Here is a 15,840-nt window from a genome sequence, read left to right as displayed (position 1 = left end):
GCGGTCATGTTCGATCCGGGCCGGTACTGTTCGGCGAATGAGCTCGCTTAATCTCGACGACTTCACCGATCTGATCGAGCGCCCCGACGGTGGGGTGCGCCGCGACGCCGAGGCGCGTCGGGAGCGTCAGATCGTGCCGCCCGGGTCGCTGGGCCGCCTCGACGACCTGGGTGAGTGGCTGTCCGCGGCGCAGTCCGCGGTGCCGGTGCGACCGATCGAACGGCCGCGCGTGGTGCTGTTCGCCGGTGACCACGGCGTCGCCGAGCTGGGTGTCTCGGCGCGTCCCGCGGGCAGCGCGGGCGCGTTGGTGCGTGAGGTCCTGGGGGGCGGCCGTCCGGTGTCGGTGCTGGCCCGGCGGCTCGGCGTACCGGTGCGGGTGGTCGACATGTCCCTGGACTGCGACCCGGACGAGCTGCCCGCCGAGGTCGTACGGCACCGAGTGCGGCGCGGCAGCGGCCGGATCGACATCGAGGACGCGTTGACGCTGGAGGAGGCGGAGGCCGCGTTCCGGGCCGGGATGGCCGTCGCCGACGAGGAGGCCGACTCCGGTACGGATCTGGTGGTGCTCGGCGATGTGAGCGTGGGCGGGACGACGGTGGCGGGGGTGCTGATCGCCGCGCTGTGCGGGACCGACGCGTCCGTGGTGACCGGGCGGGGCGGGCTCGCGATCGACGACCTGGCGTGGATGCGCAAGTGCGCGGCGATCCGGGACGCGTTGCGGCGGGCGCGGCCGGTCCTCGGTGACCAGTTGCAGTTGCTGGCGAGTGTGGGCGGGGCCGACATCGCCGCGATGACGGGCTTCCTGCTGCAGAGCGCGGTACGCAAGACGCCGGTGATCCTGGACGGGGTCGTGGTGTCCGCCTGCGCTCTGGTGGCGCAGCGGATCGCGTTCCGGGCGCCGGACTGGTGGCTGGCCGCGCACGACAGCGGGGAACCGGGGCAGGCCAAGGCGCTGGACCGGATGGCGCTGGAGCCGCTGCTGACCCAGCGGGTGACCGTGGGCGAGGGCACGGGCGCCCTGCTCGCGCTGCCGGTGGTGCAGGCCGCGGCGGCGCTGGCCGCGGAGCTGCCGGAGAAGCCGGAGGTCGCCGGGGAGGCCGAGAAGGCCGCCGACGTCGCCGAAGTCGCCGACGTCGCCGAAGGGGCGGGCGTCGCCGAAGGGGCGGGCGTCGCCGAAGTCGACAAGGAGGAGATCGACTAGGCGGGAGAAGAAGCCGAAAGTCGGCCGTGCGGCAGACCAAAGGTGGTCGGGTTCCGTCGGGCATCCCCCATATGATCCTCATCCATGGGAGATGCCCGAAATGCCTCGCGGCGGGCCGCCGCTTTCGCTGTCTGGTACCTGCGGGCCGTCGCGTTCGTCAACTTCCTCAGTGCCGGCTGGGTCTCCCTGGGGCAGGACGTGCGGCGGCACAACCAGGAGAACTTCTTCACGCCGTACCTGCTGACCGCCGGCTTCGCGTCGGGCGTCTTCACCGCCTTCCTCGCCATCACCATGCGCCGCCGCAAGCGTGCCGCGTGGATCCTGAACCTCGCGCTGGCGGGCTCCTTCCTCGGGCTGTTCGCCTTCGCGATGGCGTTCCCGGAGATCCGCCAGTACGCCCAGAACTGGGTCTCCCTCGCCCTCACCGCGGCCTTCGTCGCCGCGCTGGTCGTCGGGCGCAAGGAGTTCTACGCCAAGGGAGACCGTGCCAATCCGAGGCTGGCCGTGGCCGTCGCGGTCGGCGGCACGCTCGCCTCCTCGCTGTTCGCCGCGCTGCTGGTCACCGTCACCAACCAGGCGCCGGACGCGGCGCGTTCGACGTTCCTGGAGCGCTGGCGCTACGGCACCTTCCGGCTGGTCTCGGTCTCCGTCGACGAGTCCCGCTTCCCTGGCATCGACGTGCCGAACTGGGTCAACGTCGCCGTCAACGTGCTCAGCACGCTGCTCGTCCTCGCCGTCCTGTACGCCGCCTTCCGCTCCCGGCGCGCCGTCGACCCGCTGACCGAGGACGACGAGAAGCGGCTGCGGGCGCTGCTGGAGCGGCACGGCGAGCGCGACTCGCTCGGGTACTTCGCGCTGCGCCGGGAGAAGAGCGTGGTGTGGTCGCCGACGGGGAAGGCGGCGGTCGCCTACCGGGTCGTGGGCGGGGTGTCGCTGGCCTCCGGCGATCCGATCGGCGATCCGGAGGCCTGGCCGGGGGCCATCGAGCCGTGGCTGGCCGAGGCGCGGGCGCACGGGTGGATCCCGGCCGTGATGGGGGCGGGCGAGGAGGCCGGGACGGTGTACGCGCGGCACGGGCTGGACGCGTTGGAGCTGGGCGACGAGGCTTTGGTGGACGTCGCCGAGTTCACCCTGGAGGGACGGGCCATGCGGACCGTGCGTCAGGCCTACAACCGGGTCAAGCGGGCCGGGTACACGGTGTGTGTGCGACGGCACGAGGACATCCCGGCGGCCGAGCTGGCGTACCTGCTGCAGCGGGCGGACGACTGGCGGGACGGGGCCACCGAGCGCGGGTTCAGCATGGCGCTGGGGCGGCTCGGGGACCCGGAGGACGGGCGGTGCGTGATGCTGGAGTGCACGGACGGTACGGGTGAGCTGAAGGCGCTGCTGTCCTTCGTGCCGTGGGGGCCGCACGGGCTCTCGCTCGACCTGATGCGCCGGGACCGCGCCTGCGACAACGGGCTGATGGAGTTCATGGTGCTGGAACTCCTGCGCCGGGCCCGGGAGATCGGGATCACTCAGGTCTCACTCAACTTCGCGATGTTCCGTTCGGTCTTCGAACGGGGAGCACGTCTCGGGGCCGGGCCGGTGCTGAGGCTGTGGCGCTCGCTGCTCAGCTTCTTCTCCCGCTGGTGGCAGATCGAGTCGCTGTACCGCGCCAACGCCAAGTACCGGCCCATCTGGGAGCCGCGCTTCCTGCTCTTCGAGAAGAGCGCGGACCTCCCGCGCATCGCGATCGCGTCGGCGCGGGCGGAGGGGTTCCTGGAGCCGCCGGGGCTGCCCAAGTGGCTGTATCGGAGGCATTTGGAAACCCATCGATAGCAGCAGCTTCGCGACAACGTCAGATGAGGACCGCCGGATGAACAGGCTCGCCCGCTGGGCCCGTGCCGAATGGGGGCGCGTGTACGCCGCGGTGCGCGAGCCGCTGCTCGAGCGGCGCTGGCGGGCGGTCCCGATGACCCTGGCGGCGGTGGTGCTGACGGCGGTCGTGCAGATCGTGCAGAACCAGTCCTGGGGCTTCCGGTTCGTCCAGGACACGGGGGCGGTGCGGGCCGCGGACCCGTTGTGGCTGGCCCTGCTGCGCACTCCCCTGTCCCTCTTCGTGCCCGCCCTCGACCTGCCGGTGTGGGGCGCGCTTCTGCAGATCGTGTTCGTCTTCGGGATCGCGGAGATCTGCCTCGGCCGCTGGCGCACCGCCGTCATCGTCTACACCGCCACCCTCGCCGGCACGCTGTACGCGCGCGTGGGCATCTGGCTGGGCTTCGAGAGCCTCTTCGGCCTGCCCGCCGCGGACGCCCAGGTCGTCGACACCGGCCCGTCGGCGGCCGTGGTGGGCCTCGCCGTGTTCCTGGGCTGGCGCTACGGCGCGTACGTCACGGCGGGCGCGGTGACCGGCGCGATGGCGGTGGAGGTGGCCCTCAAGGGCAACCTGGCCGGCAAGGAACACCTCGCGGCGATCGCGGCGGTGGCCCTGCTGATCGGCGCCTCGGCCCTGCGCCGACGGCACCGTCACCGCAGGGCGGGGACCGCCTCGGCCGAGAGCCACCCCGGCGCGGGTACCACGACGGGCGGCGTCCGCCCCGTCACGACGTCCGGCCCACCCGCTCGCCGCGCCGCCCGCCGCTCCCTGCCGGGCAGACGCCGCCTGCCGCGCCACTAGACACGGACATGTCCGGCCCCGCGTTGCTGTCGGGCGCGGGTGGATCCAGGGCCGGGTTCGCGCCGACCCGGTCGCGGAGCCCACGCCATGGGCCGGACCGACGGTGGTGACGACACCGATCGACGCACCGCCGCCGCGGCGGCGTCACCGGTGGCCGAGGGCACGGGTGGGCCCAGGGCCGGGTTCGCGCCGACCCGGTCGCGGAGCCCACGCCATGGGCCGGACCGACGGCGTTGACGGCACGGGTGGATCCAGGGCCGGGTTCGCGCCGACCCGGTCGCGGAGCCCACGCCATGGGCCGGACCGACAGTGGTGACGACACCGATCGACGCACCGCCGCCGCGGCGGCGTCACCGGTGGCCGAGGGTGCGGGTGGGTTCCGGGTCGGGTTTGCCGGCGATCCAGTCCTGGAGTCTGCGGCGGGGGCCGGACCAGCGGCGGTCGCGGTGGTAGGCGCGCAGGACGGCCTTGGCGCGGGCGCGGGGGCGGCGTCGGTAGAAGCGGCGGGCCCAGGGGGAGCCCGGGCGGGCGAGGCGGATGAGGCCGATCAGCCCCACCAGCGGGACGATCACGCTGAAGATCGCCATCCGGGGCTTGCCCTTGACCAGGACGACCAGCGCGAACAGGAAGTTGACCACGATGGTCGAGATCACGCCGCCGCGGTCGTTCAGCTCCCCCTGGCTCATGTCGTTGACGCCGAACGGCGAGAACCCCGCGAGGAGCAGCCCGACCAGGGCCGCCGTCAGGACGACGACCTCGACGCTCTTGCGGCCCTGCTCGGTCCAGTAGACGTCGTCGAGGTGCAGGATCAGCGCGAACTCGTCCAGGACAAGACCGGCCCCCATCCCGAATAGCACCGCGCACACGGCCGACCCGAACCCGTGCCGGTCGCTGGCCACCGCACCGAACCCGCCCACCACCGTGAGCACCACCCCGGGCACCACGTGATGGATGTGCAGTCCGCCCGCCTTGACGTTCCCGAAGGGCCCCTTCCCGGCCCGGATGAGGCGGGTGATCACCCGGGTGATCAGGAACGTCAGTACGAACGCGGCCAGCGCCAGCAGCAGCGGGAGCTTGCCGGGCTCGATGATGTTCCGCTCCAGCCAATGTCCCATATGCGCACTTTAGCGAGGGTACCCGTATCCGCCCTCCCGACCGCCGGGTAACCTGCGCCGGTGCCCGAACCCTCCAAGACCCCCTGGCCGGACAGCCTCCGCTTCGCCTTCGGCACCCTCACCGTGCTGCCGGTGAGGGTGACCCGCTGGGACCGGGACGCGGCGCGCGGCGGCATGCTGTGCGCCCCGTCGGCCGGGCTGGTCGTCGGCGGCTGCGCCGCCCTGACCGGCGTGCTGCTGCTGGCCCTGGGCGCCGGCGCGCTGCTCGCGGCCGTCGCCTCCGCCGCCGTACCCGCGGTCCTCACCCGGGGTCTGCACCTCGACGGGCTCGCGGACACCGCGGACGGGCTGGGCAGCGGGAAGCCCGCCGAGGACGCGCTGCGGATCATGAAGCAGTCGGACATCGGCCCGTTCGGGGTCATCACGCTGGTCCTGGTCCTGCTGGCCCAGATGGCCGCCCTGGCCCAGGCGTACGGAGCTTCGTGGGGGCGGGGCGCGCTGGCCGCCGTCGTCTCGGCGACCGCGGCCCGGCTCGCCCTCACCCTCGCCGCCCGGGACGGGGTGCCCGCCGCGCGCCCGGAGGGGCTGGGCGCGGCGGTCGCCGGGGTCGTTCCGGTACGGAGCGCGGTGGCCGCGGCCGTCGTGGTGACCGCGGTCGCCGCGGGCGCGGGGGCGCTCGTCTCGCCGTACGACGCGGTTCGTGCCGCGCTGGCGGTGCTCGCCGCGCTCGCCGTCGCCGAACTCCTCCTGCGGCACTGCACGCGCCGCTTCGGCGGGGTGACCGGCGATGTGTTCGGCGGGCTGGCCGAGACGGCGGCGACGGTGTCGCTGCTCGTGCTGTCGCTGGGGCACTAGGAGAACACCCCCTGGCCGCCGCCGGTCAGCAGGCTTGTCGCCAGGCGCCCAGTTCGTACTTCTTGAGCATCGAGCTGAACCTCAGGCGGTGGGACTCGGCGCAGAAGCGGCTCGTGGGGAGTTCGTACTCCACGTGGAAGACGGCCTTGTCCGCGGCGATGAAGGGCTTCATCGCCGCGCACTCGCCGTACTGGGCGCACTGTTCGTTGACCGCGAAGTCGAAGTCCCCGACCAGCTGCGGGATCTGGTCGAGGTCGTTCTTCAGGCCGAGGGACATGCCCCGGTCGTGGGCGAGGCGCGCGATCAGGCGGTTGTAGCGGAGCTGGTCGTCGGCGTTGAGGGGGAAGCCGGTCGTGTTCTTGTAGCCGTCCATGTTGTCGGGCTCCACGGCGTCGAAGCCCTTCTGCCGGCACCTGTCGAGGCGGGCCGCCATCAGCGGCTGGAGGACGTCGGCCTTGCGGACGTCGAGCCAGCGCTCGCCCTTCCAGCCGTTGCCCTTGCCGATGACCGACGAGGGGAACTTCTTCGCGTCGGGCCGCCAGTCCTCCCACGCGCCGGTCGAGACGTAGCAGATGACCTTGCGGCCCTTGTCGTGCAGCGCGGTCACCGTCGCCCTGGGCTGGTCGAAGCCGTCGATGTCGTACACCGGGACGTCGACGGAGGTGTCGAGCCTGCCGCTGAGCTGCCACTGCCAGGCCACCCCGGGGCGCGGCTGCCAACGCCCGCCGGACGGCTCGGAGTCGGGGGTGGAGGCGGGGGCGCCGCCGCAGCCTGCGAGCAGCAGGATCAGGGCGAGCATGAGTATCGGGCGTTTCACCATGCTGGCTCCAGAAGTGACGTGACGTTTCGCCAAGGATGATCTCCGATGCCGGGCCCCGTCCGGTAGCGGCCACATGAGGGGGGAGCGAACGCACGCACGCGCGTAGGCTCAGCGGGAGTGTTCGCCGCACCGGGGAAGGCCCCGCCAAGCAGCACCCTCGGTTCGCATCCGGGGTCGGCTGTCGGGCCCGGTCGACCACACCGACCACAGGAACTCACAATCGGAAGCGAGATTTCACCACCGTGACTGCTCTCACTCTCAGCACCGCCGCGGCGCCCGGTCTTCGGGCCGACGCGATCGTGATCGGTGTCGCCAAGGGCGCCAAGAACCCGGTCGTCGCGCCGGGCGCCGAGGCCGTGGACAAGGCCTACGACGGCAACCTCGCCGGCGTCCTGGAAACCCTCGGCGCCTCGGGTGCCGAGGGCGAGGTGACGAAGCTGCCCGCGCCCTCCGGCTTCAAGGCCCCGCTCGTGGTGGCGGTCGGTCTCGGCGCCGAGCCCGACAAGGACGCCGGCTACGCCGCCGAGGCGCTGCGCAAGGCCGCCGGTGCCGCCGCCCGCGCCCTCACGGGTGCCAAGAAGGCCGCCTTCGCCCTGCCCGTCGGCGATGCCGGCGACGTCGGCGCGATCGGGGAGGGCGTGCTGCTGGGCGCGTACTCCTTCGACGCCTACAAGGAGAACGGCAAGGACCCCCGGGCGAAGAACGGCAAGGCGCCGCTCGCCGAGGCCGCGTTGCTCGGCGCGAAGCCCCGGGACAAGGAGCACAAGGCCGCCGTCGAGCGTGCCGTCGCCGTCGCCGAGGAGCTCAACCGCGCGCGTGACCTCATCAACACCCCGCCGAACGACCTGAACCCGGAGGCGTTCGCGGCGATCGCCTCGGCTGCGGCCAAGGAGCACGGCATCAAGGTGCAGGTGCTCGACGTGAAGGCCCTGCAGAAGGGCGGCTACGGCGGCCTCCTCGGCGTCGGCGCGGGGTCGGCGTCCGGGCCGCGGCTGGTGAAGCTGTCGTACACCTCCTCCAAGGCGAAGAAGCACCTCGCGTTCGTCGGCAAGGGCATCACCTACGACTCGGGCGGCATCTCGCTGAAGCCGGCCGGGCACAACGAGACGATGAAGTGCGACATGAGCGGTGCGGCGGCGGTCTTCGCGGCCGTGGTCGCGGCCGCGCGGCTCGGTCTCGAGGTGAACGTCACCGGGTGGCTGGCACTCGCCGAGAACATGCCGTCGGGCTCCGCCACGCGCCCGGGTGACGTGCTGCGCATGTACAGCGGCAAGACGGTCGAGGTGCTCAACACCGACGCCGAGGGCCGGCTGGTGCTGGCCGACGCGCTGTGGGCCGCCTCCCAGGAGAAGCCGGACGCCATCGTCGACGTCGCCACGCTGACCGGCGCGATGGTGCTGGCGCTGGGCAGCCGCACGTTCGGGATCATGGCGAACGACGACGCGTTCCGCGCCGCGGTGCACGAGGCCGCCGAGGCGGTCGGCGAGCCGGCCTGGCCGATGCCGCTGCCGGAGCACCTGCGCAAGGGCATGGACTCCCCCACCGCCGACATCGCCAACATGGGTGAGCGGATGGGCGGCGGCCTGGTGGCGGGCCTGTTCCTGCGCGAGTTCGTGGGCGAGGGCATCACCTGGGCCCACCTGGACATCGCCGGCCCCGCCTTCAACGAGGGCGGCCCCTTCGGCTACACCCCCAAGGGCGGTACGGGTACGGCGGTACGGACGCTGGTGCGGCTGGCGGAGCTGACCGCCGCTGGTGACCTGGGCTGATAGCGCCCCGACCGAGGGGGCCCCGCGCGCGGGTAGGGCGGGGCCCCCTTCTCGGTGGCCGTTTCGCCGGTTGTTCCCGTTGCCGTTTCGGTGAGCGCTCAACTGAACGTGGGACGTCTCACACACCGGCCCGGCGTCTCGTTCCCCCCTGACAAGTGCGAAGATGGGCCACGGCAGGACAGGGCCCCACCACAGGGCCGAAGACAAGAGCGGCCGGACACCAGCCGCCGACCGGTCACCGCTGACCGGCGTGGCGCACATGCATGGAGGACGTGACGTGGCGAACGACGCCAGCACCGTTTTCGACCTAGTGATCCTCGGCGGTGGCAGTGGCGGTTACGCCGCGGCCCTGCGCGGGGCGCAGCTGGGCCTGGACGTCGCCCTGATCGAGAAGGACAAGGTCGGCGGTACCTGCCTGCACCGGGGATGCATCCCCACCAAGGCCCTGCTGCACGCGGGCGAGATCGCCGACCAGGCCCGCGAGAGCGAGCAGTTCGGTGTGAAGGCCTCCTTCGAGGGCATCGACATCGCGGGCGTCCACAAGTACAAGGACGGCGTGATCTCCGGCCTGTACAAGGGCCTGCAGGGTCTCGTCGCCTCCCGCAAGGTGACGTACATCGAGGGTGAGGGCCGGCTGTCCTCCCCGACCTCCGTCGACGTCGGCGGCCGCCGCGTCGAGGGCCGTCACGTCCTGCTGGCGACCGGCTCCGTGCCGAAGTCGCTGCCGGGCCTGGAGATCGACGGCAACCGGATCATCTCCTCCGACCACGCCCTCGTCCTGGACCGCGTGCCCAAGTCCGCGATCATCCTGGGCGGCGGTGTCATCGGCGTCGAGTTCGCCTCCGCCTGGAAGTCCTTCGGTGCGGACGTCACCGTCATCGAGGGCCTCAAGCACCTCGTCCCGGTCGAGGACGAGAACTCCTCCAAGCTTCTTGAGCGCGCGTTCCGCAAGCGCGGCATCAAGTTCAACCTGGGCACCTTCTTCTCGAAGGCCGAGTACACCGCCGACGGCGTCAGGGTCACCCTGGCCGACGGCAAGGAGTTCGAGGCCGAGATCCTGCTGGTCGCGGTCGGCCGCGGCCCGGTCTCCGCCGGTCTCGGCTACGAGGAGCAGGGCGTCGCGATGGACCGCGGCTACGTCCTGGTCGACGAGTACATGCGGACGAACGTCCCGACCATCTCCGCCGTCGGCGACCTGGTCCCGACGCTCCAGCTCGCGCACGTGGGCTTCGCCGAGGGCATCCTGGTGGCGGAGCGTCTGGCCGGTCTCAAGGCCGTCCCGATCGACTACGACGGTGTCCCCCGGGTCACGTACTGCCACCCGGAGGTCGCCTCCGTGGGCATCACCGAGGCCAAGGCCAAGGAGATCTACGGTGCGGACAAGGTCGTCGCTCTGAAGTACAACCTGGCGGGCAACGGCAGGAGCAAGATCCTGAACACCTCGGGCGAGATCAAGCTCGTCCAGGTCAAGGACGGTGCCGTGGTCGGCGTCCACATGGTCGGCGACCGCATGGGCGAGCAGGTCGGCGAGGCCCAGCTGATCTACAACTGGGAGGCGCTGCCCGCCGAGGTCGCCCAGCTCATCCACGCCCACCCGACGCAGAACGAGGCGCTCGGCGAGGCCCACCTGGCCCTGGCCGGCAAGCCGCTGCACGCGCACGACTGACCCTCGGTCGACGAAGCGACGAGACAGACTTCCGCAATTCGTAAGGAGCAACCGAAACCATGGCGGTTTCCGTAACCCTTCCGGCGCTCGGCGAGAGCGTCACCGAGGGCACTGTCACCCGCTGGCTGAAGGCCGAGGGCGAGCGCGTCGAGGCCGACGAGCCGCTGCTCGAGGTGTCGACCGACAAGGTCGACACCGAGATCCCCTCGCCCGCCGCCGGTGTCCTCGCCTCCATCAAGGTCGCCGAGGACGAGACCGTTGAGGTCGGCGCCGAGCTGGCCGTCATCGACGACGGCACCGGCGCGCCCGCCGCCGCCCCGGCCCCCGCCGCCGAGCCGGAGCCGGCCCCGCAGGCCGCGGCCCCCTCCACCGAGCAGGCCGCCCCGGCGCCCGCTCCCACCGCCGAGGCCGCGTCCGGCGGCGGCAGTGCCGAGGGCACGGACGTCGTCCTGCCCGCGCTCGGCGAGTCCGTCACCGAGGGCACCGTCACCCGCTGGCTGAAGTCTGTCGGCGACTCCGTCGAGGCCGACGAGCCGCTGCTCGAGGTCTCCACGGACAAGGTCGACACCGAGATCCCGGCACCCACCTCCGGTGTGCTGCTCGAGATCACGGTCGGCGAGGACGAGACCGCCGAGGTCGGCGCCAAGCTCGCCGTCATCGGCGCCCCGGGTGCCGCCCCGGCCGCCGCTCCGGCTCCGGCCGCCCCGGCTCCGGCGCCCGCCGCCGCCCCGGCCGCCCCCGCCGCTCCGGCCCCGGCGCCCGCCGCCCCGGCTCCCACCCCGGCTCCGGCCCAGGCCGCTCCGGCTGCCCCGGCCCCCGCGCCGGCTCCGGCTCCGGCTCCGGTCACCCCGGCCGCCGCGCCCACCGCCCCGACCGCCACCCAGGCGACCGACGACGGCGCCTACGTCACCCCGCTGGTGCGCAAGCTCGCCTCCGAGAACGGCGTCGACCTCGCCTCCGTCAAGGGCACCGGCGTCGGCGGCCGTATCCGCAAGCAGGACGTCATCGCCGCCGCCGAGGCCGCGAAGGCCGCCGCCGCTGCCCCGGCTCCGGCCGCGGCCGCCGCCCCGGCCGCCAAGAAGGCGCCGACCCTGGAGGCCTCTCCCCTCCGTGGCCAGACCGTCAAGATGCCGCGCATCCGCAAGGTCATCGGCGACAACATGGTCAAGGCGCTGCACGAGCAGGCGCAGCTGTCCTCGGTCGTCGAGGTCGACGTCACCCGGCTGATGCGCCTGCGCGCAAAGGCCAAGGACTCCTTCGCCGCGCGCGAGGGCGTCAAGCTCTCCCCCATGCCGTTCTTCGTGAAGGCGGCGGCCCAGGCGCTGAAGGCCCACCCGGTCATCAACGCCAGGATCAACGAGGCCGAGGGCACGATCACCTACTTCGACACCGAGAGCGTCGGTATCGCGGTGGACTCCGAGAAGGGCCTGATGACCCCGGTCATCAAGCACGCGGGCGACCTGAACATCGCCGGCATCGCGAAGGCCACGGCGGAGCTGGCCGGCAAGGTCCGTGGCAACAAGATCACGCCCGACGAGCTGTCCGGCGCGACCTTCACCATCTCCAACACCGGTTCGCGCGGCGCGCTGTTCGACACGATCATCGTGCCACCGGGCCAGGTCGCGATCCTCGGCATCGGTGCCACGGTCAAGCGCCCGGCGGTCATCGAGACCGAGGAGGGCACGGTCATCGGCGTCCGCGACATGACCTACCTGACCCTGTCCTACGACCACCGTCTGGTCGACGGCGCCGACGCGGCCCGTTACCTGACCGCGGTCAAGGCCATCCTGGAGGCCGGCGAGTTCGAGGTCGAACTCGGCCTCTGACTTTCCTTCCCTGTCAGGCGGTACGGCGCCCCGTCCGGAGATCTCCGGACGGGGCGCCGCCGTTGTGGCCTGGGTCGGCTGCACCCCCCAGGGGCGCGGGGCTGTATCAACGCAGCCAACGTGTAAGTCTCGTCTCACCTGCACTGAAGCACCCCCGTCGGCCCTACCCACGGAGCGAACCGGCCGTATTGTCTAAACGTCAAACGCGTTGAAGGAGCCCTCATGACCGCGCCCGTCGTCCACTCGCTGCGCGAACAGATCCGCGAGCACATCGTGGAGGGGATCGTCAGCGGGCGTTGGCAGCCGGGCGAGCGGATCGTGGAGCGGCGGATCGCGACCGAGCTGGAGGTCAGCCAGACCCCGGTGCGGGAGGCGCTGCGCGAGCTGGAGTCGCTGCGGTTGATCGAGTCCGCGCCGAACAAGGGCGTCCGGGTCCGGAACCTGACGGCGGCCGACCTGGAGGAGAGCTACCCGGTGCGGGCCGGCCTGGAGGCCATCGCGGCGGAGCTTGCCGCTGAGCGGCTGGCGCAGGACTGCTCGGCACTGGAACCGCACGTCAGCGCGCTGTACGAGGCGGACCGGGCCTCCGACGGGACGGGCCAGGTGCGGCACACGGTCGCCTTCCACCGCGAGCTGGTGCGGGCGGCCGGCAACTCGGTGCTGCTGCACACCTGGGAGGGCCTGGGCATCGAGGTGTTCACGGCGCTGTCCATCCGGTGGCTGGGGACGGTCCAGCAGTCGTACGCGGAGGAGCACGAGGAGCTGGTGGCCGCGTTCCGCAGGCGGGATCCGCGGATCGCCGAGATCGTCAAGGCACATGTCCTCGGGTGCGCGCCGCGCGCCTGACCCACCCGAGCACAACCCCGCTCACCTGCGAAAACGCCCGACATAAGCGGCACCCGGTGTCTTCGGGCGAGACACTCCGTGCCGACTTTCTCGGAATCAAGATATTTTGCCCTGGAGCCTTTGATCGATCATCGATCAGGGAGTTATTGTCGCCGACGGGCCCACCAAGGCCCTCCGCCCTGTCCTGCCAAAGACCAAGGGCACCCCCGAACCCTTACCGATGAGGGAACCCCCTTCGACTGAGGAAGGCGGCGACATGACCGACCCCAACGCCATCCAGCCGAGCGAGCTCGACCAGCTCCCCGACCGGGACCCTGAGGAGACCGCCGAATGGCAGGCCTCCCTGGACGCGGTCGCCAAGGCGGCGGGCCCGCACCGTGCCGCGTACCTGATGCGCCGCACGCTGGAGCGCGCGGAGGGCACCGGCGTCGCGCTGCCCAAGCTCCTCGAGACGGACTACGTCAACACCATTCCGACCGCCGCCGAGCCGTCCGTGCCCGGTGACGAGGAGATGGAGCGCCGTATCACCGCGTGGAACCGCTGGAACGCGGCCGCGATGGTGACCCGGGGCAGCAAACACGGCGTCGGCGGCCACATCGCCACCTTCGCCTCCGCCGCCTGGCTCTACGAGACCGGCTTCAACCACTTCTTCCAGGGCAAGGAGTCCGACGGCTCGGGCGACCAGCTCTACATCCAGGGCCACGCCTCCCCCGGCATCTACGCCCGCGCCTTCCTCGACGGCCGCCTGACCGAGCAGCACTTGGACAACTTCCGCCAGGAGGCAGGCGGCAACGGCCTGCCGTCGTACCCGCACCCGCGCCGGCTGCCCTGGCTGTGGGAGTTCCCGACGGTGAGCATGGGCCTCGGCCCGCTGTCCGCCATCTACCAGGCCCGCTTCAACCGGTACCTGACCGCGCGCGGCATCAAGGACGTCTCGTCCTCGCACGTCTGGGCCTTCCTCGGCGACGGCGAGATGGACGAGCCGGAGTCCACGGCGGCGCTCGCGCTGGCCTCCCGCGAGGGCCTGGACAACCTGACCTTCGTCATCAACTGCAACCTGCAGCGCCTCGACGGACCGGTCCGCGCGAACTTCAAGATCGTGCAGGAGCTGGAGGCCCAGTTCCGCGGCGCCGGCTGGAACGTCATCAAGACGCTGTGGGGCACGGCCTGGGACGAGCTGTTCCAGCTCGACACCACGGGTGCCCTGGTACGCCGGCTGCGCGAGGTACCGGACGCCCAGGTGCAGACGTACCAGACGCGGGACGCGGCCTACATCCGCGAGGACTTCTTCGGCAAGGACCCGGCGCTCGCCGAGATGGCGAAGCTGCTGAGCGACGACAAGATCCTCGAGTGTTTCCACCTCTCGCGCGGCGGTCACGAGGCCCGCAAGGTGTACGCGGCGTACAAGGCGGCCGTCGAGCACCAGGGCGCCCCGACGGTGATCCTGGCCCAGACGGTCAAGGGCTTCACCCTCGGCGAGGGCTTCGCCTCGAAGAACGCCAACCACCAGATGAAGAAGCTGACGGTGGACGAGTTCAAGAACATGCGAGACCTTCTTGAACTCCCCATCTCCGACAGCCAGTTCGTCGACGGCGTGGTCCCCTACGGGCACCCCGGCGCCGACTCCCCCGAGGTCCGCTATCTCCAGGAGCGCCGCGCGGCCCTCGGCGGCCCGGCCCCGGCCCGCCGTACGCACGCGCTCGCGCCGCTGCCCGCCCCCGCCGAGAAGGCGTTCGCCTCCTTCGACAAGGGCTCCGGCTCGCAGAACGTGGCCACCACCATGGCCTTCGTCCGCCTGGTCAAGGACCTGGTCCGCGACAAGGAGACCGGGAAGCGCTGGGTGCCGATCGTCCCCGACGAGGCGCGCACCTTCGGCATGGAGAGCCTGTTCCCGTCCCTGGGCATCTACTCCCCCAAGGGGCAGACGTACGAGCCGGTCGACCGCGACCAGCTGATGTACTACAAGGAGGCCAAGAACGGCCAGATCCTCAACGAGGGGATCACCGAGGCCGGTTCGATGGCCGACTTCATCGCCGCGTCCACCGCGTACGCCACGCACGGCGAGGCGATGATCCCGTTCTACATCTTCTACTCGATGTTCGGCTGGCAGCGCACGGCCGACCAGATGTGGCAGCTCGGCGACCAGCTCGGCCGCGGCTTCCTGGTCGGCGCGACGGCCGGCCGCACGACCCTGACCGGCGAGGGCCTGCAGCACGCGGACGGCCACTCGCCGGTGATCGCGGCGACGAACCCGGCGGCGCTGTCGTACGACCCGGCCTTCGCCTACGAGATCGCGGTGATCGTCCGTGAGGGTCTGCGCCGGATGTACGGCGAGGCGAAGCCGGGCGAGGACCAGAACGTCTTCTACTACCTGACGGTCTACAACGAGCCGCTGCCGCAGCCCGCCAAGCCGCAGGGCCTCGGCATCGACGAGGGCATCGTCAAGGGCCTGTACCGCTTCAACACGGCGGAGTCCGCCGGTCTGACCGTCCCGGCGAACGCCCCGCGCATCCAGCTGCTGGGCTCCGGCACGGCGATCCACTGGACGCTCAAGGCGCAGCAGTTGCTCGCCGAGGAATGGGGCGTGGCGGCGGACGTCTGGTCGGCGACGTCCTGGACGGAGCTTCGGCGTGACGCGCTGGAGGCGGATGCCGCGCTGCTGCGGGGCGAGGAGCGGGTGCCGTTCGTCCGCCAGGCCCTGCAGGGCGCCGAGGGTCCGGTGCTCGCCGTCTCGGACTACATGCGCCAGGTACCGGACCAGATCGCGCAGTGGGTCGAGCAGGACTGGTCCTCGCTCGGTGCCGACGGCTTCGGCCTCTCCGACACCCGCGAGGCGGCCCGGCGCCACTTCGGCGTCGACGCCGAGTCGATCGTCGTCGCGGCGTTGGCCCAGCTGGCGCGGCGCGGCGAGGTGAAGGCCACGGCGGTCAAGGAGGCCCGGGAGAAGTACGGGCTGTAATTCGGCCGCGGGTCCGGTGGGGGCTGGTGGGGCCCCCGCGGGGGGGGCGCCCCGGGGCGCCCCCCCCCAACCCGGGCCCCCCCCCCCCCCCCCCCCCCCGCCATATGGGGGGATTGGCCCAGGC

11 protein-coding genes are annotated in these 15,840 nt (G+C 71.9%); 9 read left to right on the top strand and 2 right to left on the bottom strand.

What is annotated here, in order from left to right; genetic code table 11:
* The first annotated feature begins 37 nt into the window (after positions 1-37).
* From cobT to ACIRVK_RS18090, 3 genes are all read left to right on the top strand, one after another.
* Positions 38-1,201: a nicotinate-nucleotide--dimethylbenzimidazole phosphoribosyltransferase gene (cobT, locus tag ACIRVK_RS18100; protein ID WP_404248048.1), complete on the top strand. Its 1,164-nt coding sequence runs from the start codon at positions 38-40 to the stop codon at positions 1,199-1,201.
* A gap of 84 nt (positions 1,202-1,285) precedes the next feature.
* Positions 1,286-3,022 carry a phosphatidylglycerol lysyltransferase domain-containing protein gene (locus ACIRVK_RS18095; RefSeq protein WP_404248046.1) on the top strand — a complete coding sequence of 579 codons (1,737 nt, stop codon included), beginning with the start codon at positions 1,286-1,288 and terminating at the stop codon, positions 3,020-3,022.
* Positions 3,023-3,059: 37 nt separating this feature from the next.
* Positions 3,060-3,860 (top strand): hypothetical protein, encoded by an 801-nt coding sequence (locus tag ACIRVK_RS18090; RefSeq protein ID WP_404248045.1) that lies wholly within the window; start codon positions 3,060-3,062, stop codon positions 3,858-3,860.
* Positions 3,861-4,210: 350 nt separating this feature from the next.
* On the opposite strand, the gene ACIRVK_RS18085 is transcribed toward ACIRVK_RS18090, so the two are convergent.
* Positions 4,211-4,975: a hypothetical protein gene (locus tag ACIRVK_RS18085; protein ID WP_404248044.1), complete on the bottom strand. Its 765-nt coding sequence runs from the start codon at positions 4,973-4,975 to the stop codon at positions 4,211-4,213.
* A 60-nt stretch (positions 4,976-5,035) separates the two neighbouring features.
* Between ACIRVK_RS18085 and ACIRVK_RS18080 the strand changes: the two genes are divergently transcribed.
* Entirely contained in the window at positions 5,036-5,830 is a 795-nt protein-coding gene (locus ACIRVK_RS18080) for an adenosylcobinamide-GDP ribazoletransferase (protein ID WP_404248042.1), read from the top strand.
* 25 nt (positions 5,831-5,855) lie between these two features.
* Here the strand turns inward: ACIRVK_RS18080 and ACIRVK_RS18075 are convergent, their stop codons facing one another.
* Positions 5,856-6,650 (bottom strand): endo alpha-1,4 polygalactosaminidase, encoded by a 795-nt coding sequence (locus ACIRVK_RS18075; protein ID WP_404248040.1) that lies wholly within the window; start codon positions 6,648-6,650, stop codon positions 5,856-5,858.
* A gap of 242 nt (positions 6,651-6,892) precedes the next feature.
* Here ACIRVK_RS18075 and ACIRVK_RS18070 point away from each other — a divergent pair, with 242 nt between their 5' ends.
* The 5 genes from ACIRVK_RS18070 to aceE all read left to right on the top strand — a co-directional run bounded on the left by ACIRVK_RS18070 (position 6,893) and on the right by aceE (position 15,716).
* Entirely contained in the window at positions 6,893-8,419 is a 1,527-nt protein-coding gene (locus ACIRVK_RS18070; RefSeq protein ID WP_404248039.1) for a leucyl aminopeptidase, read from the top strand.
* Positions 8,420-8,696: 277 nt separating this feature from the next.
* Positions 8,697-10,085: a dihydrolipoyl dehydrogenase gene (lpdA, locus tag ACIRVK_RS18065; protein ID WP_404248038.1), complete on the top strand. Its 1,389-nt coding sequence runs from the start codon at positions 8,697-8,699 to the stop codon at positions 10,083-10,085.
* 59 nt (positions 10,086-10,144) lie between these two features.
* On the top strand, positions 10,145-11,911 hold the full coding sequence (gene sucB / locus ACIRVK_RS18060) for a 2-oxoglutarate dehydrogenase, E2 component, dihydrolipoamide succinyltransferase (protein WP_404248037.1): 1,767 nt from the start codon (positions 10,145-10,147) through the stop codon (positions 11,909-11,911).
* Positions 11,912-12,133: 222 nt separating this feature from the next.
* Positions 12,134-12,757, top strand: a complete 624-nt coding sequence (locus ACIRVK_RS18055; RefSeq protein ID WP_404248036.1) for a GntR family transcriptional regulator — start codon at positions 12,134-12,136, stop codon at positions 12,755-12,757.
* 256 nt (positions 12,758-13,013) lie between these two features.
* The gene (gene aceE, locus ACIRVK_RS18050; protein ID WP_404248035.1) at positions 13,014-15,716 is read left to right on the top strand and encodes a pyruvate dehydrogenase (acetyl-transferring), homodimeric type; all 2,703 of its coding nucleotides are present in this window, start codon (positions 13,014-13,016) and stop codon (positions 15,714-15,716) included.
* The last annotated feature ends 124 nt before the right edge of the window (positions 15,717-15,840 follow it).

The organism is Streptomyces sp. NPDC101152, assembly GCF_044768275.1.
Taxonomy (GTDB): domain Bacteria; phylum Actinomycetota; class Actinomycetes; order Streptomycetales; family Streptomycetaceae; genus Streptomyces.
The sequence above is the reverse complement of the archived record's forward strand: the minus strand, read 5'-3'. Positions and strand labels throughout refer to the sequence as shown.

Coding starts and splice junctions, on each gene's coding strand:
- ACIRVK_RS18085 (WP_404248044.1), bottom strand. CDS start 4,975: ATGGGACATTGGCTGGAGCGGAACATCATCGAGCCCGGCAAGCTCCCG.
- cobT (WP_404248048.1), top strand. CDS start 38: ATGAGCTCGCTTAATCTCGACGACTTCACCGATCTGATCGAGCGCCCC.
- ACIRVK_RS18055 (WP_404248036.1), top strand. CDS start 12,134: ATGACCGCGCCCGTCGTCCACTCGCTGCGCGAACAGATCCGCGAGCAC.
- ACIRVK_RS18075 (WP_404248040.1), bottom strand. CDS start 6,650: ATGGTGAAACGCCCGATACTCATGCTCGCCCTGATCCTGCTGCTCGCA.
- sucB (WP_404248037.1), top strand. CDS start 10,145: ATGGCGGTTTCCGTAACCCTTCCGGCGCTCGGCGAGAGCGTCACCGAG.
- ACIRVK_RS18095 (WP_404248046.1), top strand. CDS start 1,286: ATGGGAGATGCCCGAAATGCCTCGCGGCGGGCCGCCGCTTTCGCTGTC.
- aceE (WP_404248035.1), top strand. CDS start 13,014: ATGACCGACCCCAACGCCATCCAGCCGAGCGAGCTCGACCAGCTCCCC.
- ACIRVK_RS18090 (WP_404248045.1), top strand. CDS start 3,060: ATGAACAGGCTCGCCCGCTGGGCCCGTGCCGAATGGGGGCGCGTGTAC.